General features: G+C 44.2%; 18 protein-coding genes, 1 tRNA gene and 2 riboswitches. Of the genes, 8 read left to right on the top strand and 11 right to left on the bottom strand.

Features of this window, described 5'->3' with window-relative positions:
* Nucleotides 1–21: 21 nt before the first annotated feature.
* From MKZ16_RS02455 to MKZ16_RS02425, 7 genes are all read right to left on the bottom strand, one after another.
* Nucleotides 22–813: an energy-coupling factor transporter transmembrane component T gene (locus tag MKZ16_RS02455; protein WP_036681014.1), complete on the bottom strand. Its 792-nt coding sequence runs from the start codon at nt 811–813 to the stop codon at nt 22–24.
* Nucleotides 806–1708, bottom strand: coding sequence for an ATP-binding cassette domain-containing protein (locus MKZ16_RS02450; protein WP_038568506.1), 903 nt, complete (start codon nt 1706–1708; stop codon nt 806–808). The genes MKZ16_RS02455 and MKZ16_RS02450 overlap by 8 nt, the downstream gene beginning before the upstream one ends.
* On the bottom strand, nt 1699–2553 hold the full coding sequence (locus tag MKZ16_RS02445) for an ATP-binding cassette domain-containing protein (protein WP_076103871.1): 855 nt from the start codon (nt 2551–2553) through the stop codon (nt 1699–1701). The genes MKZ16_RS02450 and MKZ16_RS02445 overlap by 10 nt, the downstream gene beginning before the upstream one ends.
* A gap of 29 nt (nt 2554–2582) precedes the next feature.
* A complete protein-coding gene (locus tag MKZ16_RS02440; protein WP_036681020.1) occupies nt 2583–3140 on the bottom strand; it encodes a Gx transporter family protein in 558 nt (185 codons plus the stop codon).
* On the bottom strand, nt 3124–3513 hold the full coding sequence (locus MKZ16_RS02435) for a NusG domain II-containing protein (protein ID WP_036681022.1): 390 nt from the start codon (nt 3511–3513) through the stop codon (nt 3124–3126). The genes MKZ16_RS02440 and MKZ16_RS02435 overlap by 17 nt, the downstream gene beginning before the upstream one ends.
* An 819-nt stretch (nt 3514–4332) precedes the next feature.
* Entirely contained in the window at nt 4333–5268 is a 936-nt protein-coding gene (locus MKZ16_RS02430) for an alpha/beta hydrolase (RefSeq protein WP_305953723.1), read from the bottom strand.
* A gap of 147 nt (nt 5269–5415) precedes the next feature.
* Nucleotides 5416–7521, bottom strand: a complete 2106-nt coding sequence (locus tag MKZ16_RS02425) for a choice-of-anchor A family protein (protein ID WP_339815301.1) — start codon at nt 7519–7521, stop codon at nt 5416–5418.
* Nucleotides 7522–7629: 108 nt separating this feature from the next.
* Nucleotides 7630–7720: riboswitch (cyclic di-GMP riboswitch) on the bottom strand.
* Nucleotides 7721–8215: 495 nt separating this feature from the next.
* Between MKZ16_RS02425 and MKZ16_RS02420 the strand changes: the two genes are divergently transcribed.
* Nucleotides 8216–8608: a hypothetical protein gene (locus MKZ16_RS02420; RefSeq protein ID WP_081386753.1), complete on the top strand. Its 393-nt coding sequence runs from the start codon at nt 8216–8218 to the stop codon at nt 8606–8608.
* A gap of 196 nt (nt 8609–8804) precedes the next feature.
* Here MKZ16_RS02420 and MKZ16_RS02415 read toward each other — a convergent pair whose 3' ends face one another.
* Complete coding sequence (locus MKZ16_RS02415) at nt 8805–9218, bottom strand: ASCH domain-containing protein (protein WP_076103870.1); 414 nt, start codon at nt 9216–9218, stop codon at nt 8805–8807.
* A 326-nt stretch (nt 9219–9544) separates the two neighbouring features.
* On the opposite strand from MKZ16_RS02415, the gene MKZ16_RS02410 reads away from it, so the two are divergent.
* The 4 genes from MKZ16_RS02410 to MKZ16_RS02395 all read left to right on the top strand — a co-directional run bounded on the left by MKZ16_RS02410 (nt 9545) and on the right by MKZ16_RS02395 (nt 11861).
* Nucleotides 9545–9958 carry a MarR family transcriptional regulator gene (locus MKZ16_RS02410; RefSeq protein WP_036682564.1) on the top strand — a complete coding sequence of 138 codons (414 nt, stop codon included), beginning with the start codon at nt 9545–9547 and terminating at the stop codon, nt 9956–9958.
* 13 nt (nt 9959–9971) lie between these two features.
* Nucleotides 9972–10793, top strand: a complete 822-nt coding sequence (locus MKZ16_RS02405) for an SDR family oxidoreductase (protein WP_036682566.1) — start codon at nt 9972–9974, stop codon at nt 10791–10793.
* A gap of 191 nt (nt 10794–10984) precedes the next feature.
* Nucleotides 10985–11329 (top strand): DUF3221 domain-containing protein, encoded by a 345-nt coding sequence (locus MKZ16_RS02400; protein WP_076103868.1) that lies wholly within the window; start codon nt 10985–10987, stop codon nt 11327–11329.
* 316 nt (nt 11330–11645) lie between these two features.
* Complete coding sequence (locus tag MKZ16_RS02395) at nt 11646–11861, top strand: hypothetical protein (protein ID WP_038568499.1); 216 nt, start codon at nt 11646–11648, stop codon at nt 11859–11861.
* Between the two features lie 277 nt (nt 11862–12138).
* Here the strand turns inward: MKZ16_RS02395 and MKZ16_RS02390 are convergent, their stop codons facing one another.
* From MKZ16_RS02390 to MKZ16_RS02380, 3 genes are all read right to left on the bottom strand, one after another.
* Nucleotides 12139–12942, bottom strand: a complete 804-nt coding sequence (locus tag MKZ16_RS02390; protein WP_038568497.1) for an undecaprenyl-diphosphate phosphatase — start codon at nt 12940–12942, stop codon at nt 12139–12141.
* A gap of 723 nt (nt 12943–13665) precedes the next feature.
* Nucleotides 13666–13737, bottom strand: a tRNA-Thr gene (locus tag MKZ16_RS02385).
* A 94-nt stretch (nt 13738–13831) separates the two neighbouring features.
* Nucleotides 13832–14140 (bottom strand): MTH1187 family thiamine-binding protein, encoded by a 309-nt coding sequence (locus MKZ16_RS02380; protein WP_036682575.1) that lies wholly within the window; start codon nt 14138–14140, stop codon nt 13832–13834.
* Between the two features lie 378 nt (nt 14141–14518).
* Nucleotides 14519–14754: riboswitch (cobalamin riboswitch) on the top strand.
* A 240-nt stretch (nt 14755–14994) separates the two neighbouring features.
* Between MKZ16_RS02380 and MKZ16_RS02375 the strand changes: the two genes are divergently transcribed.
* Genes MKZ16_RS02375 through MKZ16_RS02365 form a run of 3 tightly spaced genes read left to right on the top strand, consistent with a single transcriptional unit; the run spans nt 14995 to nt 19881 of the window.
* Complete coding sequence (locus MKZ16_RS02375; RefSeq protein WP_076103867.1) at nt 14995–16980, top strand: anaerobic ribonucleoside triphosphate reductase; 1986 nt, start codon at nt 14995–14997, stop codon at nt 16978–16980.
* Complete coding sequence (gene nrdG, locus MKZ16_RS02370; protein ID WP_076103865.1) at nt 16977–17492, top strand: anaerobic ribonucleoside-triphosphate reductase activating protein; 516 nt, start codon at nt 16977–16979, stop codon at nt 17490–17492. The genes MKZ16_RS02375 and nrdG overlap by 4 nt, the downstream gene beginning before the upstream one ends.
* A gap of 55 nt (nt 17493–17547) precedes the next feature.
* Nucleotides 17548–19881: a ribonucleoside-diphosphate reductase subunit alpha gene (locus MKZ16_RS02365; RefSeq protein ID WP_076103862.1), complete on the top strand. Its 2334-nt coding sequence runs from the start codon at nt 17548–17550 to the stop codon at nt 19879–19881.
* Nucleotides 19882–19931: the final 50 nt, after the last annotated feature.

Here is a 19931-nt window from a genome sequence, read left to right as displayed (position 1 = left end):
ACTACTAATAGGGAATGAGTATTATAACAAAGCTACTGCAATTCCCATGACCACAAACATCCCAATAAAAACAGTATCGAATTTGCCCCACCTTAGGCGGTGATACCGACTGCGGGGAGCATCCATGCGAAAACCGCGGGCTTCCATGGAATACACCAGATCCTGAGCACGCCTAAAAGCACTGGCGATAATCGGGACCAGCAGGGAGACTAACATCCGTCCCTTTTCCTTCAAAGGCAGCTCTTTTAGATCGGCTCCCCTTGAGGCCTGCGCTTTCATTATGATCTGCGATTCATCTAGAATCGTAGGAATGAAACGAAGTGAAATGCTGATCATCAGCGTGATACGGTCAGGGGATAAGCCAAGCTTTTTGAAGGGTGTCAAGATCCCCTCCAACCCTTGATTCAGCTTCCCCGGCGTTGTTGTGAAGGTCAGAAGCGCTGTAAAGGTGATAAGAAAGAACATGCGGATGACCGAAAATGCCCCTAATCTTAGCCCTCCCTCATAGATAGACCAGGAACCAAGAGTCAGCACTACCTCCCCTGTCTTCACAGACACCACCTGCACAATAAAGATAAATAACATTAAATAACGTAAAGGCTTAGCTGCTTTCAGGAAGTATTTAAGCGGAATCCGCGTGGAAGCCATAACGGCTATCGAAAAAATAGCCAACACAGCCATGGCCATCCACGAACGTGAGAGCAGGATAACAGCTACGTATAATAGCATGCCAGTGATTTTGGCACGAGCATCCAGCTTGTGCACCCACGAACCGGTCTCAATACTCCGACCTAAGATCAGTTTCTCATTCATGGTCATCCCTCTTTCCATCGGGCTTACCAGTGCTTATTGATTCCGCTGGCAGCGAAGCTATAAGCTCTGCCAGACTCTCAGCCGTCAAGCGGGGGACTTCATCCACAAGACCTAAATGATCAGCAACTGCACGCCAGTAACGAAGGGACTGCGGAACCGTCAAACCACACTGTTCCAGAATCGAAGGATCATCTGCAAGTGCCTTTACACTGCCCTGAAACGCCGTGCTGCCCTCTTTAAGTACAACCCAGCTGTCCGCATAGGGCAATAACTCATCCATCCGATGCGTAACGATAATGATCGTTCTGCCCTGCTCACGGCATAATCGCTCCAGCAAGCTGATTAGCTCTGCACGGCTAATGGGATCAAGCGTTGCCGTGGGCTCATCCAGAACGATGACCTCCGGGTCCATAGCTAGCACGGAAGCGATAGCCGCCTTACGCATTTGTCCACCGCTCAATTGAAAAGGATTCCGCTCCAGCAACGCGAGATCCAGCCCCATATCTGACATGGCCTGACGTGCACGTGACTTTGCCTCTTCGAGACTCATACCGAAATTAAGGGGACCGAAAATGAGATCCTTTTCGACCGTATCTTCGAACATCTGCTGCTCCGGAAATTGAAATACCAATCCGACTCGGCGGCGCAGTGGCATTAGCTTAGGTGACTTCTCACCAGCCTGAATGGTTACATCAAGCACTTTTACCGTACCCTCGGTTGGTTTCAGTATCCCGTTAAACATTTGCAGCAGCGTCGATTTACCTGAGCCCGTCGCCCCCGCAATACCAACCATCGAGCCAATGGGTACACTGAGGTTAATGTCCCGGAGCGCCGTCAGCTTCCAGAGGCTTCGGTCAGCGTAGGTGTAACTTACTTGCTGTAATTCTATGGCCATAACGTATCTATAAGCTCCTTTTCACTGGTCGGAACATCCACATGAATACCCTGGTTCTGCAGCTCGCGTGCAAGGCGCCAAGGATAAGGTTCACGCAGATGGCATTTTTCCAGAAGCTCCTCGTTCCGGAACAACTCCGCCGGTGTAACATCTGCAGCCAAACTACCTCCATGCAGCGCAAGCACCCGATCCGATGCCAAAATCTCATCTGCATCATGCGTAATCATGAGGATCGTGTGCTTCCCTTCTGCCCGCATATCCTGCAGAATGCCGAGAAGGTCATTTCTGCTTCCTTCATCCAACATAGAAGAGGCCTCGTCAAAAATGACGATGCCTGGTTCCATAGCAAGAATGGAAGCGATAGCAACACGCTGCTTTTGGCCTCCCGACAGCTCACCCGGATGCTTGGACAACAGATGATTTATTCCTAGTCTTGTCGTATAGGAGTGCAAACGTTCAGCCATCTCTTCGTACGGCAAACAAAGCCCTTCCAGGCCGAATAGGATATCTTCCTCTACAGTGGCTCCAATAAACTGATTATCTGGATTTTGGAACACCATTCCGATACATTGCCGAATGCTTCCGATCGTTTCCTCACTAAGCAGCATGCCACTAACCTCAATCTCACCAGCCCCCTTAGGCAGCAGAGCATTAAGCAGCTTGACCAACGTAGACTTCCCGCAGCCATTAGGACCAACCAAGCTGACCCATTGTCCTTGTGAGATAGATAACGTTATATTTTGAAGAATCGGATGCTCGGGATCATAGCCAAACGATACCCCATCCAGAGAGATGACTGCTTGTCCTTCTCCCTCTAAGTCTTGACCTTCGTATGATTCATTCATGTTAGTCATCCTTCCGCTGATGTGACTAATCAGTCCAAAAATTCTTCAAACAGCGATATTTTTGACAATGACGCCACCAGATAACGGACTGCATAGCCCACGGCAATTCCTGTTACTACCCCAGTGATCAGCAGCATGGGAAGATAATAAAAAATACTAAGTGATGCAAATACCATAGAAGCTGCCAGCAGCTGACCGATATTATGTGCAATCCCACCAGCTATACTAATTCCGATCAAGCTTATACTCTTACCTTTGCCACTAATCAGCATCAGCACAAACATAACAACAAAGCTAAAAAGTGAACCAAATAAACTAAACAGCAAGCTTGAGAAGGTACCTAGCAGAAATGCAGTAAGCAGTGTTTTGAGGATGACAAGCAGGAAAGCATCCCGTCCACGTAAAAAGTAAATACAAGTCAAAATCATAATGTTGGCCAGTCCGAGCTTAGCACCCGGCACCAGTCCCATCCCGGATAACGGAATCTGTGCCTCTATTAAACTTAACACTACTGCCACTGCGGCGAAAATCGCAATAATCACTGTTCTTTTTAAAGCTGTTGCAGATTCACTACTGGACATAGGCATCTATATCATCCTCCCCCGACGCACTGGTGATTTCGACTAATACTCTATGCGGTAGACAGACAATCGTCTGTTTGGGCAGGGTAATAAAACCAAAACCTAGGCAAACTTTATCAGCGCAATCGGCATCGTACATTTCAATCCCGTAATCATGCACCTTCAAAATGTTATAGCCGCGTTCCGTGCGGACCTCAATGGTTTGTTCTTCTTTTGTAAGCTTTACCGTTTTAAATAACTCACCGTCCACCGTTACATTGGCTATGAGATTTTTACCGGCCCCACCTTTGTCATCATTGTCCGAAAACCATCTCGGTACGAGAAAAGCGAGCGCAGCAATCAATACGATGGAAATCAGCCACACATCTGCGCGTTTCATAAAAATCTCCCTTATTTTTTAATTAAAATCCAGACTTATTAATTATAACGGTCTACCCTCAATCCTTCAATCAATGTTGGAGTTTATTGTCAGTTTTAGAGAGCTGTTCACAAAATAGGCACGCAAAATAACCCCAGCAGACACAAGCCCTTCGTCTCTGGCATTTTCAGTTGTAGTTTGTAGCGTTTGCAAAAATATCCAACTTACATTTTAGCCCATTTGCACCGAGATCGCCCATCTCCTCTGGTTTACTAGCTTTTCCGGAATAATTCACAATTAACCCAATTTAAGTTACTTTCGAAATCTAAGCGCTCCCTATCGAGGTTTGTTTCTCTCTAGAATCAAATAAACCTTATCTTGGAATTCATTATTATATTTGCCTTTTAAACAATAGTGTGTTATATTTATATGGTATTTGTTTTTCGATATATTGAATATCCCCACCAAGAAGATGTCAGGCCGACTATTATACACATCGGCATTTTGGACAAAGAGGCTTTATGTTTTCTTGCAGTACTCTTCCTTTTTATGAGATTAAATTCGAAATATAGCATTCCGATTCACACTGGCGCGGTCAATGGAGCCGCAAGGGCAAAAGAGAGGTAGGGCTTTTGTCGTATTGGAAGGATTATTCTCGCCACACGGCTGCTGGAAATAACAAGGAATCAAGACACCCGTTACTCACGAACGGCGGGGGATGAATATAACGAGAAAGCATGACGGTACGATCCTTATTCAAGGACTACGTCATGTGTGGAAAAATATAGGCGCCCGATAACCGCTACCTAGCGGATATCGGGCGCTGTCTACGTTCAGGACTTATTTTACATATCGGCTTACAAAAGCTGTTACTACATCTATATACCCCGCCTTATCCGTATCATAAGACAATCCATGCCCCGCTTGCGGCACTATGAGCCTCTCTTTTGGACTCTGGCATGCCTCATACAATTCATTCATCATAGCAAAAGGTACAAAGTTATCCGCATCCCCGTGAATAAAAAGAATCGGAACCTTCGCTTTCCGCACTTGTTTTAATGCAGAGGCTTCACCAAAACCATACCCCGCCTTCAAGCGGGTGATTAGACTTGCACTTTGAACGAAAGGGAAACTTGGCAAACGATACATGCGCCGTAGTTGGTAAGATAATTGTGCTTTTACTGAGGTATAAGCGCAGTCCGCAACAATAGCTTTTACCTGCGGCGGAAGATCTTCCCCTGAGGTCATTAGCACTGTAGCACCGCCCATAGAAACACCGTGAAGCACAATTTGAGCACTAGACCTAGTCTTTTTAATCATGTATTCAATCCATTGCAAATAATCTTTTCGTTCCGGCCAACCAAAACCAATGTAATCCCCTGCGCTATCTCCATGCCCCCTTGCATCGGGAATTAGGATGTTAAAGCCTAAGTTCTCGTAGTAGATTTTGGCGTACGCCCCCATATCCTTTGCTTTACCTGAATAACCGTGGGCTAGAATGGCTGTGCGTCCCGCAGCACGATTAGATTGGAGTAAGAAACCTCTTAGTTTAAGTCCATCTGCAGATACGATCTCAATATTCTCGAAGCTCTGGCGAGAGACCCAATCCTTCCCCTCCCCCCAAGAAGCTCCGGCAACCGGAGGATCAGCCTTCAGATTAGGATTATTACTTAGAAATACCTTTGGCGCTCGTTTAATAGCAATACCATAGAAGAAAAATCCCACATAGATTAGAATCCCTATGATGATTACAGCGCTAATAATGAACCATATCAATTCGCCTTCGCCATCCCCTCTTCATTTCTTTTGCAACAAGAGTATACCATCTACTTAGAATGCACCAAACTATCGCAATCATGACATACAAATAGAGCCGCCATCGGGACACCCCCCGAAAGCGACTCTATGTTGCTCTACCGTTTATTATTTATTCTTTTTGGAGAACTTGGTTCTCATTAATAATCCGATAAGTGCAAAACCTAAACCTGCTACATAGTAAGGTGCAGGACTTGATTCACCCGTTTTTGGCAATTCCTTCACAGGTGGCTTACCTAATGGGATCGTATCGTCCACTACGATGATTTCATCAGGTGTTGGTGTTGGCGTTGGTGTCACTGCCGGTACCGGACCTAATGGGATCTCATCATCATCAACAAGTACTTCTGTGCTATTCGACGGTGTTGGTACTGGCGCTGGTGTCGGCGAAGCTACAGGCCCAAGCGGCACAGGATCTTCTGCAAGAACTATAGTGCCAATTACGGATGATGGCGTTGGTGTCGGGAACACCGAAGTCTCTGGTGTCGACGTTGGTGTTGCCTCAGGCGTTACCGTTGGTGTTGGTGATACCTCTGGCGTTACCGTCGGTGTCGGTGTTACCTCTGGCGTTAGCGTCGGTGTCGGTGTTGCTTCTGGTGTTACTGTCGGTGTCGGTGTTGCTTCAGGCGTTACCGTCGGTGTCGGTGTTGCTTCTGGTGTTACCGTCGGTGTCGGTGTTGCTTCTGGCGTTGGCGTTGGTGTCGGCGTCACTGTTGGCGTCGGCGTTGGTGTTGGCGTTGGCGTCGGCGTTGGTGTCACTGTTGGCGTTGGCGTCGGCGTTGGTGTCACTGTTGGCGTCGGCGTTGGTGTCACTGTTGGCGTCGGCGTTGGCGTCGGCGTTGATGTCACTGTTGGCGTCGGTGTTGGCGTCGGCGTTGGTGTCACTGTTGGCGTTGGCGTCGGCGTTGGTGTCACTGTCGGCGTCGGTGTTGGCGTCGGCGTTGGTGTCACTGTTGGCGTTGGTGTCACTGTTGGCGTTGGCGTCGGCGTTGGTGTCACTGTCGGCGTCGGTGTTGGCGTCGGTGTCGGCGTCACTGTTGGTGTTGGCGTAGGCGTTGGTGTCGGTGTCACTGTCGGCGTTGGTGTCGGACATGGTGTTGGTGTTGGCGTCACTGTCGGCGTTGGTGTTGGTGCCACTGTCGGCGTTGGCGTTGGTGTCACTGTTGGCGTTGGCGTTGGTGTCACTGTCGGCGTTGGCGTTGGTGTCACTGTCGGCGTTGGCGTCACTGTCGGCGTTGGCGTTGGTGTCACTGTCGGCGTTGGCGTTGGTGTCACTGTCGGCGTTGGCGTTGGCGTCACTGTTGGCGTTGGCGTTGGTGTCACTGTTGGCGTTGGTGTCGGCGTTGGTCCAGGTTCATCACCATCGTATGGATAGTGGTGAAATTCACCACCACCAGTCCCTTTGAGTGAAGCCGCCACTAAAGTACCGTTAATCTGACCATTAATAAAATCAACATGAGCATAGGGGGCAAGTATGCTTCCCATTACACCTATGCCTGCCATATCCAGATACGCAGCTTGGCTAAAGTTAAGCAAAATTTTCTTGCTATTCAACACGTTATTAGGTAGAAATCCGAAGTTTTTCATTTTTACGTTAGAACCATCAATATTAATAATTGCTGTAGATCCTGAAGGAACATTTATTGTAATTCCATAGGTATTAGAGACGTTATCTCCTGGAACATTAAAAACATTGACCGCAGGATCTGTACCTGTCAGGGTAAGACTGCCATATTGGTACACTGTTGTTCCATTCGCCGGCAATGCTGCAAGTTCTGCTGATTTGTCCTTCAAAGACTGACCTACGGCTGAAAAGTCAATCGTACTCCCCTGTCTTTTTGTACCTCCCTTGAGGAGCGTTACATTCCCTGAAAAATCTCCCCCGTGCACGATATTCCCATAAACAGTACCTCCGTTGAAAGTAAGATTCCCTCCAACAACAAGTGTGTCAGTCAAGGAAACCTCAGCAGCGGTCAACCTATCTCCAACACTATAGTTGGTTAAGTTAACGTTACCTCCAGCAGCAAACCTTCCTTCCGTATCCGAAACCGTTGTTATATCCCCTAGAATAAACACGTTGTAGACCCCTGCAATTCCCAATGTAGAAGAACTACTAGCTCCAGCAACTCCAGCTCCTAATGAGGAAAGCCCACTACCTACCGTCAAAATCCCAGCTAATACAAGCGAGAGTAACGGTCTTATTCTTCTTTTCAAATGGCACACCTCCTAAAACTATGATTTATATTAATCAGAATAATTACCAGAAACTCTAAAGGACCTAACAACAAAAAAGACCGCCAAAAAGAAGTGGAATTCCCTTCTCATGGCAGTCGGACGGTCATTGTGCCTTTAAGACACTTTAGACTCCTGGACTTTGCGTCCCGCCCTTTCAGACGGTTTGCTATTATCATGACTATATATATGTATTACACTGCAAGTCCAGAACTGGTAGCCGAAGCATTCTCTCCAATAACCGTCTATGACTTTTAATACTTTTTGAATTAATAACAGTTTAGCGCCCCACACCCACAATTGTCAATCAATTCCTTTCGATGATCCCCCTCATTATTACCATACAAAAAAAGCGCCTAAAGGCGCTTCGCATAAGGTTTTTCATTAAATTTTAAAGTAACTGTATATAGCCCAATATGGATATCCATAAGGGAACACTCAGAATTAAACCAAAAAACAATCCACGCTGGAGGCTGCCCTCTTTTTCCATCATAATTCTCCCTTATGTGCGTCCTATACATTAATTTTTATTATTACAATTTTAATATAATTTATTCTTCGTTATTTAGTTGTGAATTTAATCACATTGGATAAGCTGTTTAGAAATACCATTGATTATTTTTGGAATATCGGGTTAGAATACGAATATACGTTCCTATTAGAGGTGATGAGATTCATGCATAGAGCAGAAAGCAGGGACAACATGCTGGTGAAATCTTATTTATTGCTTCCGATGATTTTATCAGCTTTCGAACGGGACTCCGCCATTTTATCTACACACTTACGAACACCCGCCCCTTATCTGGAGGTGCTTGGAACAGCTGCTGCAGTAGCTACAACAGATCTAAGGGATGTTCGTGCAGAAATGAGAAGACGGGGAATCAAGGTGTATGAGCAAAACAGACTTAATACGGGAATTGAAGCCAAGTATATATGTCGTGGCTATCACGAACGAATGCTGCTGTTGAATGACATTGTTGCGGCTCAGGCTGCCATCCATATGCGCAGATACCTAGGGCTGGATATTTCCTCTTTTAAGAGTTACGAAGAACAGTTTCAAATTAAATAAAGCTGTATAGAAGCCGCTCTACTCCCCCCCCATCAATTAGTGAACAAAAAAATAGGCCTTACCATGGGAGTTGGCAAGACCTGAGAGAGATATACCACAAAACACTGGGGGGTGTTTGGTGTCTTCAATATATACCTCGAACCTGAAAAAAAGCTGATAGGCACATAAAAATTACATTAAAAATATCATTCGCCGTTCAGAAGTGATTAGAGTGCTCCCACAAGCTTAGCCGACCTTTAGCTGGAATTGGATGGCTTAATGGATGAACCCCTTCAAGCTTCCAAGCAAACCGTCCTTCGCTATAGTCGCCAAAATCATATTCGTTCCCATTGATCCATTCCCTTAAATCCACCTCTGGAGTAACCACATAACATCCCGCGAGCTGACCTGTAGCAATAATAGCTCCTGTCGGCAAATTATTTGCTGTATAGCCATGTTTCGCCAATACTGATTTGTACGGTTCCTGTTCACAAATCTTTTTGTCAATCCTCATTCCGGCATGAATGCCTAACTCGCCGCGGTAGGCTGTTCTCCATGAACGAGTTTCAAACTCTTTTTCACCAAGAGCAATTAAGATCGCCCAAGGCTGCCGTATTGTTATACACCGCATGATATCTATCCCCTTTGTTTATGTTGGACGCTTGTCACGAATACCACGGGCCTCGATCTCGCGTTGTGTAATCTTGCTCGCCTTGATCTGATAAATAATCCCAACCGTTTGGTCGATACTCATTTCCATCAATGATCGCCTCTAAACTAAGAACATTCATTTTTATTATATACAAACAAAAGTTCTAAATATCAATATTATTGACATTCACCTGTAACTCCCCACAATTTAAACAAATAAAACAATTAAAATTGATAAAGGAGAATATAGTTTGTATACTAATCAAGTAGTTAGTGTGCAAACTATTTAAAGAGGGGAATTAATTTATGGACAACCCAGGACAGTTATTAATAAGAGTAAGTCTTGAAATGAAAAAAAGCTTAACAAAAAAACTTTTACTTTATAATGTAACAGCTCCTCAATGGGCAGTATTAAAAGATATATCTATTCATTTAGAAGGAACAACTCCAGCTATGATTGCAGAGCGAACTTACTCGGATCGCCCTACAATAACGGGTATACTCGAGCGACTTAAAGCAAAAGGACTTCTGGACATTAGAGATAATCCAAATGATAAACGATCAAATCTTGTATTCATTACAGATTCGGGAATGATAATTAAGAGTCAAATAGAAGTTCTTAGTGACGAAATCATGGATAACGCACTTAAAAATATTTCTGAACAAGAAATGTCCACGTTTATGAACGTGCTTAAAACGATCTATTTAAATATTAGTTAGGGAAGTGAGACTTATGATTCTAATCACAGGGGCAACCGGTAATGTAGGACGTGAAGTGGTTAACGAACTAAGGAAAAGTGAAACACCTTTTAAAATTGCCTCCCATCGAAAAGACAGTGAGTATGTTTATTTTGATTTTGAAAATGCTGATTCTTTTCGTCCAGCGTTAACAGGAGTGAAAAAATTATTTTTACTGCGCCCTCCTCATATAGCTGACGCAAAAAAATATTTCCAACCCCTCATAGATATCGCAAAGGAAGTCGGAGTTGAACACATTGTGTTTCTATCTCTATTGGGCGTAGAGAAAAACCCAATTGTTCCACACCATAAAATTGAAAAAATCATTAAAAAATCAGGAATTCCATATACTTTTTTACGCCCAAGTTTCTTCATGCAAAACTTAATTTCTCAACATGGGGAAGAGCTTCGTAAAGAAAAGGAGATCTATGTACCCGCAGGAAAAGGCAAGACTAGCTTTATCGATGTTCGTGATATCGGTACTGTAACAGCTAGAATCCTAACTGAGAATGGTCATGAAAATAAAGGTTACTCGTTAACGGGAACTGAAGCGCTAGATTACTATGAAGTAGCTGAAATTTTATCTGAAGAGCTAGGAGAAACAATCAAATATGTTAATCCATCAGTTCTTCAGTTTAGAGATAAAATGTTAACAAAAGGAATTCAAAAAGAATTTGTGACTGTTATGATTGGAATTTACTTCACTGCAAAAATTGGATTAGCCAAAAAAATCACGCCCGATTTACAAATATTACTTGGTAAAAGACCCATTACATTCAAAGAATTTGCACATGACTATAAGTACGAATTAGTTTAATCATGGTGGTTTTTTGGCTAAACCATCAGGAAGCATTTCAGGATACATTGTTACTGCCGCGTGCGAGGGGAATCAATAAAGGTCGTCATAATGGATATGCTGCTGTTTATTCTTATATTGGTAATGTACTAAATGCTATGCCTGTGCAACCGATTTTAAACTAATGTCGTAACCACTAGAGGGGAAGGTCCATGATTCAAAAACCACGTACTACTATTAAATGGACTCTTATTTTTGTTTTTTTGTTATTAGTCACCGCCTGTAGTAAGAATGATGAAGTTTTGAAAGGAATTGTACATACAATAGATGTAGAAAATAAAAGAATTTTAGTAATTTCCGAATTAAAAGAAGAAGACTTGAACAAGGAATACAAGGAGGTGCTCGAATCTAATGAGTACTCTCAAGCCATTTGGGTAAATAAAGTTGCACCTTCTAAATATAAAAAAGGCGATGAGATTAAAGTATTTTTTGAAGTAAGTGATGATTCATTCCCTGCACAAGTTACCGCCAAAAAAATCACCAAAATCAAGAATTGAGCAAAAAGAATAGAATCTACTATAAAGAAGCGACGTCTCCAAAAGGGGCGGCGCTTCTTTGTGTAGATTTAAGGAGAAATCCATATTTATAAATGCACTCTGTGCAAAAAAGTGACCCCACCACTTTCGGCAGGGTCTAGATCTATTTTATAAGGGGGTTATGTGATTACTATAATCCTCTTAGCTTAAATAAGTATGAAGCCCGTCTAAAGATTTGCTGAAATATTATTATTTTTATCGAAACCGATCAAATATAGTAACGTATCAATCTTAATTTTCAAATTACTACATATACAAAATGGAGGTGTGTATAAAGATGAAAATATTGAGTCTATTGCTTGTAGCATTGTCTTCCATTGGAGTAGTTGCCACATTCGGATTTTCAACATTCAGCTTAATCACAGGAATTATAGGAGGGCTTATTGCAGCATTTGCAATTTCAGGCTACTTGCAGTCTGTCAGACGTGATTACCCCAATGAGAGCTATGAGAATAAACAAGTTAAGTATCAATCGAACTATAATACTTGGTAAGCAAAAGCCCCACCTTAAACTGGTGGGGTTTTTCATATTCCCAAACACTTGTAAAATCACTTTGTGATATTAATGGTAGAAGAAACAAACGAGGGATAATGGCTAGCTGTAGAAGTGCTTTCACCGAAAATTCATTCCTTAGTTCATAGACTACTTGAGCTTTGTCTTGTTTGGTGATTTCCCCTTGTTTTGAACCTCTAGTTTAATCTGTGCAGGATATGATGTATAGCCCTTTTTAAAAGCTTCTTTCCCATGATGTTCATATTGATTAATCCAATTACTGTATGACAATTAAATAGAAGAGAGCTGCTAAAACAAACCGGTATAGAGCAAACCACTCCAATCGAAGTCGCTTAATCAGTTTGATGAACGTCACTACTGCAATCATTGCCACAAGAAAGGATGTCGCAAAGCCAATTAACATTAGAAGTAAATCGTCAGAACTCAGCAAATCACGACTATCGTACAAATCCAACAAGCTTGCACCAAACATAACTGGCACAGAAATAAGGAATGTAAAATCTGCGGCGGCTTTTTGGCTAGTGCCAAGCAACAGGCCACCTGAAATTGTCGAACCTGATCTCGAAAATCCCGGCCATAACGCCAAGCATTGGAACAGACCAATTCCGAAAGCCTGTTTATAATTAATCCCATCGATAGTATCAGCGGTTTCAGTCCGCCTATTTCGCGCTGCAATGATCATCAACACGCCACCAACAACTAGACCGATCAAAACAGGGGTTGGGCCAAATAATTGGCTTTTTATTGTGTCCTTGAAGAGAAGATATAGGATTAATGCTGGTAACATAGCCAAAATCATATGAATGACATTTAATCCTTTGCTTTTGGAAAAATCCATTCTAATCATATTAACCCCAATTTCCAAATACCTTTTCCAATAAAGAATTAGAACTGCCATCACTGCACCCAACTGAATAACAATTTTAAAAGTTATTGCAGCATCTCCCTCAAAGCTAAGCAAATCGCCTGCTAAAATAAGGTGTCCAGTAGATGATACTGGTAAAAATTCAGTTAAGCCCTCTATTATGCCAAGTATTATTGCTTTAATTACGTCAGTCATCAGTGGATTGTCCCCTTTCGGAAATAAAATCATTTAATTTCCAGTATAAGGGAGACACGTAAACTTCCCCATCGATTAACCTAACAATATTCAATTCAGAATGACATAATTGTCACATTGCTCATTATTTCAGTCTTAAGGGGGCTTTGGTTTGCAAAACACAAAATATTAAGTATAATGTTACTGTCGAAACGCTAAGGCGTCTGTACAGGATGGCTACCTGGCACTGATGATGGCAGGCCAAGCGCTTTATAAAGTTTTCTTTATGTGTATTTATACTTTAGGAGCGTGGTTATCTATGAAAATTAATATTACCGCACATTTTAACATTGATATTACTTTATCTCTTCATCTGTTAGCCGTAGCCAGTCTTGCTTATGAACTCAGTTCACTGACGAGCTCGTGAAATTCGAGCGAAAAGTATCTGTACTAAGACACCTTGTGGTGTCTTTTTTTATTTTTATAGTAATTACCATCTAACCAATCTGCCCCCGCAAGAGAAAAGCAGCTTATGCTGCTCCTCCTCCACCATCCTTCATTCTGACTGCTGTCAGCTTGCGACACGCCTTCCATCTGCTCGACAGTGACCACTAGTCATACCGTTTTCATTAGCGATTTCGCCATGTCTTATCTTTTAGAAGAATGTTAGAAGCCAGGGGATTTAATGAAAAATGACGCGGTCCCGAACCCTCGGAAATCCGCGCCACGTATGGTTTTTTGGGATGCTGGTGAAGGGAATTGAACCCCCGGCCTACGCATTACGAGTGCGTTGCTCTACCCCTGAGCTACACCAGCTTAAGGCTGATTTTTCTGTCAAACAAAAAATATTATACAACTTTCAGCCAGAAACGCAAGCCTATTTCTCCCTGTTTTCCGCCCTCCTAAACTGCTAATCCACCTGTAGCTTACGCTCCACAGACTCTAACTTTCCACGGCTAGTGGAGGGTTTATCGCGGCGGTCGTCTATTTTAAGTGAGGTAGAGACACGTTCTGCACCTGCGGCAAAAGGAGACTCATGCAAAGCTTCTACCGCGGCAAAAATGCGTTGCAGAGGCCCTTCGATGATCGTCCCCATGGACGTAAGTTCATATGTAATCCCTTCTACTGTCTTCAGCACCCGCTGCATATCCGCAACATAGCTGCTAAGACTGGTACTGCCTGTTCCAATTGGAATAACTGTAACTTCAGCAATAGGCATGAGAATACCTCCTCGAAATTTTATAGTACCTATCTTCTTCCATTGTAACAATTCCACCGCTCTGTCACAAACTAAGCAAGATTATCCTCCCTTATCTTTTCTATTTCTTCTGATTACTTCAAAATATGACTTTGGGCTAAGAGTATTTTCTCATGCGCAAATTCTAGGGTCATCTGCACTATATTTATGGACTCTTTGTGGCATCTTTTCGGACAATTTATGAATCATTTCGCATCTCCCTGTGGATCAATTGTGGATTACTTATGGACAGCCTGTGGATCATTTGTGGAGTACTTTTAAAGAACCCGCTCCCCGCGCGGGTTTTCTAAAAAACTGTTTACAAACACAACATCTTGGGTTATTTTTATCTAACGACAACAAAATATAGTGGAGACAGGCGCTTTGATCCTTAACCGGATTTAGAGCTTAATAGGGAAGCGCGGTGAGAATCCGCTGCGGTCCCGCCACTGTAACCGGATGGCCTTCTTAAGCTTCTGGGAAGCTTGAGAATCCACATCTCCCGGCAGATGCCACTGAGGGTTAGGAACACCCTTGGGAAGGCGCCGAGAGATCCCACGGAAGCCAGGAGACCTACCTGTTTCGACGACACCAACTATTGATGCCTGCGAGGAACAGGGATGGTGTCCGCATGCGGTCATCTACGTAGAGACCTCTGCAAATATCCGTGTGGATATTTACATAACGCATCGGGCATTTTCTGCCATCCTCGGGTAGGGGATGCTTTTTTTATGTAATCAGAACAAATATACGACTGCTTATGGCAGTCCAACTTCCTATGGATATATGGATTTGATGATAGATGTTTTCTTTTATACTGAGAGGAGAGCTGTACAATGACGTTGTTGGAGAGACAATTTAATGGAGTAGAAAATGCACGGGAAGTTCTTTTAGAAGAGCTCATTGATTTAGGCCGGGATATTATCGACAGTCGGGATATGGACCTATTGCGCGAGAATGCCAATTTGAATGGAGAGAGTTTCTCCGGTAAAATGAGCAAGTTCGGCAGTGAATATTCAAAATGGTACGCCCGCAATTTTACGATGCCGCCGCAGCTAGTGCAGGCTATTGATGACAATGTCGTCTATGTGCATGATCTGGATCAATACGCGATTGGAACGACGAACTGTATTTTTATCCCGTTTGATAAACTTCTCCGTGAAGGTTTCAATACCGGCAACGGCAGCGTTCGTCCTCCGAACTCAATAATGACAGCTATGTCTCTGGTAGCGATTATTTTCCAATCCCAGCAAAATGCTCAATATGGTGGTGTATCCGCCAATAAACTCGACTATGATCTGGCACCTTATGTAACCAAATCCTTCGCCAAGCTGTTCCGCAAGGGTCTGGATTATTTTGAAGAAGGACAAGCTGATGAATCTTTGGGCGAGATTACGATGAGCCGGACCGATCTGGCGGAGTTATATCCAAGAGCGTTCCGTTTTGCACTAAAGGAAACCGAAATCGAAACCCTGCAAGCGGCTGAAAGTATGGTACATAATCTGAATACCATGTCCAGCCGATCCGGTGGACAAATACCGTTTACCAGCATCAACTACGGTACTTGTACTTCACCAGAAGGTCAGCTTGTGATCAGTTCTCTGCTAACAGCAACTATGAACGGACTTGGCAGCGGAGAAACACCAGTGTTCCCGATTCAAATCTTCAAATGCAAGCAAGGAATCAATCAACAGCAAGGCGATCCTAACTATGAACTGTTCCTAAAAGCGGCTGAATGTTCTGCGCGCAGACTATATCCAAACTTCGCTAATCTGGACGCTCCGCTCAACTTGCAGTATTATGATCCAAGTGATCCTGATACGGAGTTCGCTACAATGGGCTGCCGAACCCGAGTGCTCGGTGACCGTTTTGGTCGTAATCATTGCTCTGGAAAGGGCAACCTTTCCTTTAATACACTGAATCTGGTTCGGCTAGGTCTGGCACACGGCACAGTAACAGGCAGACGTACCGTCGCAGACGAAGCTGGCTTCTATGAAGATCTAAATCATTATATGGATATTGCGCTGGAAGGACTTCTTCATCGGTTCCACATTCAAACCGCACAAAAAGCTAAAGCTTCCGATTTCATGATGCGAGAAGGCGTCTGGGAAGGCGGCGAGCATCTTGCACCTGATGACACTGTAGGCGATCTGCTAAAGCATGGCAGCCTGTCTCTTGGCTTCATCGGTATGGCGGAATGTATGAAAGCTATGTACGGCAAACACCATGGCGAGGATATGGAAGTTCATGCCAAGGCGCTGGCTATTGTGCGTCATATGCGGGACTATTGCGATCGGAAAAGTGAGGAACTGGATCTCAACATCACTCTGTTCGCAACTCCAGCAGAAGGTTTGTCCGGTAAATTCACAAAAGTTGACCGCAAGGTACTGGGTTCCATTCCGGGCGTAACCGACCGTGAATATTATACGAACTCTTTTCACATCCCTGTATACTTCGATCTGGGTGCTGCTCAGAAGATCAGCTTGGAAGCTCCTTTCCATGAATATTGCAATGCCGGGGCTATTTCTTATGTCGAATTAAACGGCAATGCCCGCAATAACCCATCGGCTTTTATCAAAATCATTAAATATGCGCTCGAACAACAGGTCAGCTATTTCAGCATTAACCATCCGATTGACCGCTGCTCCAGCTGTGGATACGAAGGCGTAATTGGGACAAACTGTCCTTCCTGCAACGCACATGAGAATGACGTGCACATCCGCCGTTTGCGCAGAGTTACAGGTTATTTAACCGGCGACTATCAGACCCGCTTTAATGCCGCCAAACAAGCTGAAGTACGGGATCGCGTTAAGCATCTATGAATATTTGCGGTTACTATCCGGAGTCGATTAACGAGGGAGAGGGCATGCGGGCCGTCCTCTTTCTCAGCGGCTGCCGCCATCGTTGCCCGGGATGTTTTAATCCCGAGACATGGAACTTTAAATATGGAGAAGTCTTCACCTTAGAACGACAACATGAAATTATTGCAGAAATCGCCGCTAACCCTTTGCTGGATGGTCTGACACTGGCAGGCGGCGATCCTTTTTTCTCAGCAGAAGAGTTGCTGGGGTTCATTCATGAGCTTCGCGCTGTACTGCCAGGCTTCTCAATCTGGATTTACAGTGGTTATACGTACGACGAACTTACAGCCCTTCCCGGTACACCGGAATGGGATCTACTTAAGCAGTGTCAGGTGTTAATAGATGGAAAATTTGTAGAAGAACTGAAAGATACTACGCTTCTCTACCGGGGAAGCTCCAACCAACGCATTATCGACATTCCGGCCAGCATGAACGGCTCGGAGGTCTTTCTGTGGCAGCCTGCTGCGCTATAATATATCAATTTTTGATATTGAAAATTAATTTGAAATAAGAAGGGATGAACTAACCATGCCGCAATTCGTAGTAAAACCGGATAATCGCCAACTGGCTTTTGATGAGAACCGTCTTTCCGTCTACGCTGACCGTATTCTGGAAGGTCTCGATCAACTAAATAAAGAAACTTTGCTGCGTGGAGTGAATTCCAAACTGCGTCGTGACTCGGTAAGCGGAGAAGAAATCAGCAACGCCTTCACCATGAGCGCTCTAGAGCTTGTAACAAAAGAAGAGCCTACCTGGAAGTTCGCAGCTGCCCGCGCCCTTCTGACAACCCTTTATAAAAAAGCTGCCGTTCATCGCCGCTACAAAGCTTATCCAGAAGAGCCTTACGGTGAATTGTATCCACTAATTACGGATCTCGTGAAAAAAGGAATCTATCGCGAAGAACTTCTAAGTCATTACACCAAAGAACAAATTATCGAACTAGGTGGGTGTATCGATTATACACGCGACCTTTTGTTTGACTATATCGGTCTGCTTACGCTATCCGACCGTTATTTGGCGCATGATTTTGACGGCCGTGTGATGGAGCTTCCACAAGAACGTTATATGATTATTGCCATGTACCTGATGCACCGTGAGCCAGCTGAGAAACGTCTTGAGCTTGTAAAAGAAGCTTATTGGGCTATGAGCAACATCTACATGACTGCTGCTACACCTACAATGTCTAATGCCGGCAAAAAGGTCGCTGGACAGCTATCCAGCTGCTTTATTGATACTGTAGACGATTCCCTAGAGGGTATCTTTGACTCCAATACAGACGTAGCACGTCTAAGCAAAATGGGTGGCGGCATCGGCGTTTACCTTGGAAAAGTACGGGCACGTGGTTCGGATATCCGTGGCCACAAGAACACAAGCTCCGGCGTAATCCCTTGGATTCGCCAGTTGAACAATACAGCAGTCAGCGTAGACCAGCTGGGCACACGTAAGGGTGCTGTAGCTGTTTATCTTGATGTATTCCATAAAGATATTCTCGCTTTCCTTGATCTTAAGCTGAACAACGGTGACGAGCGTATGCGTGCACATGACGTGTTCCACGGGGTCTCCCTGCCTGACCTGTTCATGGAAGCTGTAGAATCGCGCAGCCACTGGAACCTCTTCTGCCCTCATGAAGTGAAAAAGGTCATGGGCTGGACTGATAAAAATGGCCGTCCACTAGGATTGGAAGATTTCTACGATGAAGAGCTTGGCAAAGGTACTTTCCGTGAAAAATATGCTGAAGCTACAGCGAACCTGGAATTATCCCGGATCACTGTTCCTGCGATCGACATCATGAAACGGATTATGAAATCACAGCTAGAGACGGGTACACCGTACATGTTCTACCGTGATACCGTGAACCGGACCAACCCAAACCGTCATCAAGGTATGGTTTTCTCCTCCAACCTGTGCACAGAAATTATGCAGAATCAGTCTGCAACAGTAATTGAACAAGAAGAATTAGTAACTAAAAATGGCCAGACCCGGATCGTTATTTCCAAAATCCCTGGCGACTTCGTAGTCTGCAACCTGAATTCAATTCACTTGGCACGGGCGATTCCAGCTGGCGTATTAGAAAGACTTGTTCCGATCCAAGTCCGTATGCTTGATAACGTAATCGACATTAATAATATTGAAGTTCTGCAGGCACAATACACGAACAGCCAGTACCGCGCAGTAGGTCTTGGCACATTCGGCCTGCATCATCTATTGGCACTCAAGGGCATTCGTTGGGAATCCGATGAAGCCGTAGAATATAACAATCATTTATATGAACATATCAACTACCTGTTGGTTCGTTCGAGCATGGAGCTTGCCCGTGAAAAAGGCCGTTATCCGAAATTTGCTGGCTCCGATTGGGAGACTGGCGCATACTTCACTTCCCGCGGGTATGTTAGCGGTGAGCAAGAAGGTAAATATGTAACGACTGAGCAATGGCGCGAGCTGCAAGAAGAAGTAGCTAAGGACGGCGTGCGTAACGCTTGGATGTTCGCCATTGCGCCAAATGGATCTACATCGATTATTGCCGGCTCCACCGCCAGCATTGATCCGCTGTATGAACTGCTATCCTATGAAGAGAAAACAACTTATAAGATCGCTAACCCAGCACCGGATCTGTCCGACAAAACGATCTGGTACTATAAGACAGCATTTACAATTGACCAAAACTGGTCGATCCGCATGGCTTCTGCTCGCCAGCGTCACGTCGATCAAGGCCAAAGCTTTAACCTGTATGTTCGTCCTGACATCAAGGCTACCGAGTTCCTGGAACTGCATCTGAATGCCTGGAAGGGCGGCTTGAAATCAACTTATTATGTGCGTAGCCGTGCTTTGACTATAGAAGAGTGTGAATCTTGCGCTAGCTAATTATCTTAGTGCCCTGAATAGAAAAACGATGATGAATTTCGTAACTGCGA

The organism is Paenibacillus sp. FSL R5-0928, assembly GCF_037970385.1.
GTDB lineage: Bacteria > Bacillota > Bacilli > Paenibacillales > Paenibacillaceae > Paenibacillus_AQ > Paenibacillus_AQ odorifer.
The sequence above is the reverse complement of the archived record's forward strand: the minus strand, read 5'-3'. Positions and strand labels throughout refer to the sequence as shown.

What these genes read in the sequence shown, in the direction of transcription:
- MKZ16_RS02455 (WP_036681014.1), bottom strand. Translation starts at nt 813, where the DNA reads ATGAATGAGAAACTGATCTTAGGTCGGAGTATTGAGACCGGTTCGTGG.
- MKZ16_RS02450 (WP_038568506.1), bottom strand. Translation starts at nt 1,708, where the DNA reads ATGGCCATAGAATTACAGCAAGTAAGTTACACCTACGCTGACCGAAGC.
- MKZ16_RS02445 (WP_076103871.1), bottom strand. Translation starts at nt 2,553, where the DNA reads ATGAATGAATCATACGAAGGTCAAGACTTAGAGGGAGAAGGACAAGCA.
- MKZ16_RS02440 (WP_036681020.1), bottom strand. Translation starts at nt 3,140, where the DNA reads ATGCCTATGTCCAGTAGTGAATCTGCAACAGCTTTAAAAAGAACAGTG.
- MKZ16_RS02435 (WP_036681022.1), bottom strand. Translation starts at nt 3,513, where the DNA reads ATGAAACGCGCAGATGTGTGGCTGATTTCCATCGTATTGATTGCTGCG.
- MKZ16_RS02420 (WP_081386753.1), top strand. Translation starts at nt 8,216, where the DNA reads ATGCATAGAGCAGAAAGCAGGGACAACATGCTGGTGAAATCTTATTTA.
- MKZ16_RS02415 (WP_076103870.1), bottom strand. Translation starts at nt 9,218, where the DNA reads ATGCGGTGTATAACAATACGGCAGCCTTGGGCGATCTTAATTGCTCTT.
- MKZ16_RS02410 (WP_036682564.1), top strand. Translation starts at nt 9,545, where the DNA reads ATGGACAACCCAGGACAGTTATTAATAAGAGTAAGTCTTGAAATGAAA.
- MKZ16_RS02405 (WP_036682566.1), top strand. Translation starts at nt 9,972, where the DNA reads ATGATTCTAATCACAGGGGCAACCGGTAATGTAGGACGTGAAGTGGTT.
- MKZ16_RS02400 (WP_076103868.1), top strand. Translation starts at nt 10,985, where the DNA reads ATGATTCAAAAACCACGTACTACTATTAAATGGACTCTTATTTTTGTT.
- MKZ16_RS02395 (WP_038568499.1), top strand. Translation starts at nt 11,646, where the DNA reads ATGAAAATATTGAGTCTATTGCTTGTAGCATTGTCTTCCATTGGAGTA.
- MKZ16_RS02390 (WP_038568497.1), bottom strand. Translation starts at nt 12,942, where the DNA reads ATGACTGACGTAATTAAAGCAATAATACTTGGCATAATAGAGGGCTTA.
- MKZ16_RS02380 (WP_036682575.1), bottom strand. Translation starts at nt 14,140, where the DNA reads ATGCCTATTGCTGAAGTTACAGTTATTCCAATTGGAACAGGCAGTACC.
- MKZ16_RS02375 (WP_076103867.1), top strand. Translation starts at nt 14,995, where the DNA reads ATGACGTTGTTGGAGAGACAATTTAATGGAGTAGAAAATGCACGGGAA.
- nrdG (WP_076103865.1), top strand. Translation starts at nt 16,977, where the DNA reads ATGAATATTTGCGGTTACTATCCGGAGTCGATTAACGAGGGAGAGGGC.
- MKZ16_RS02365 (WP_076103862.1), top strand. Translation starts at nt 17,548, where the DNA reads ATGCCGCAATTCGTAGTAAAACCGGATAATCGCCAACTGGCTTTTGAT.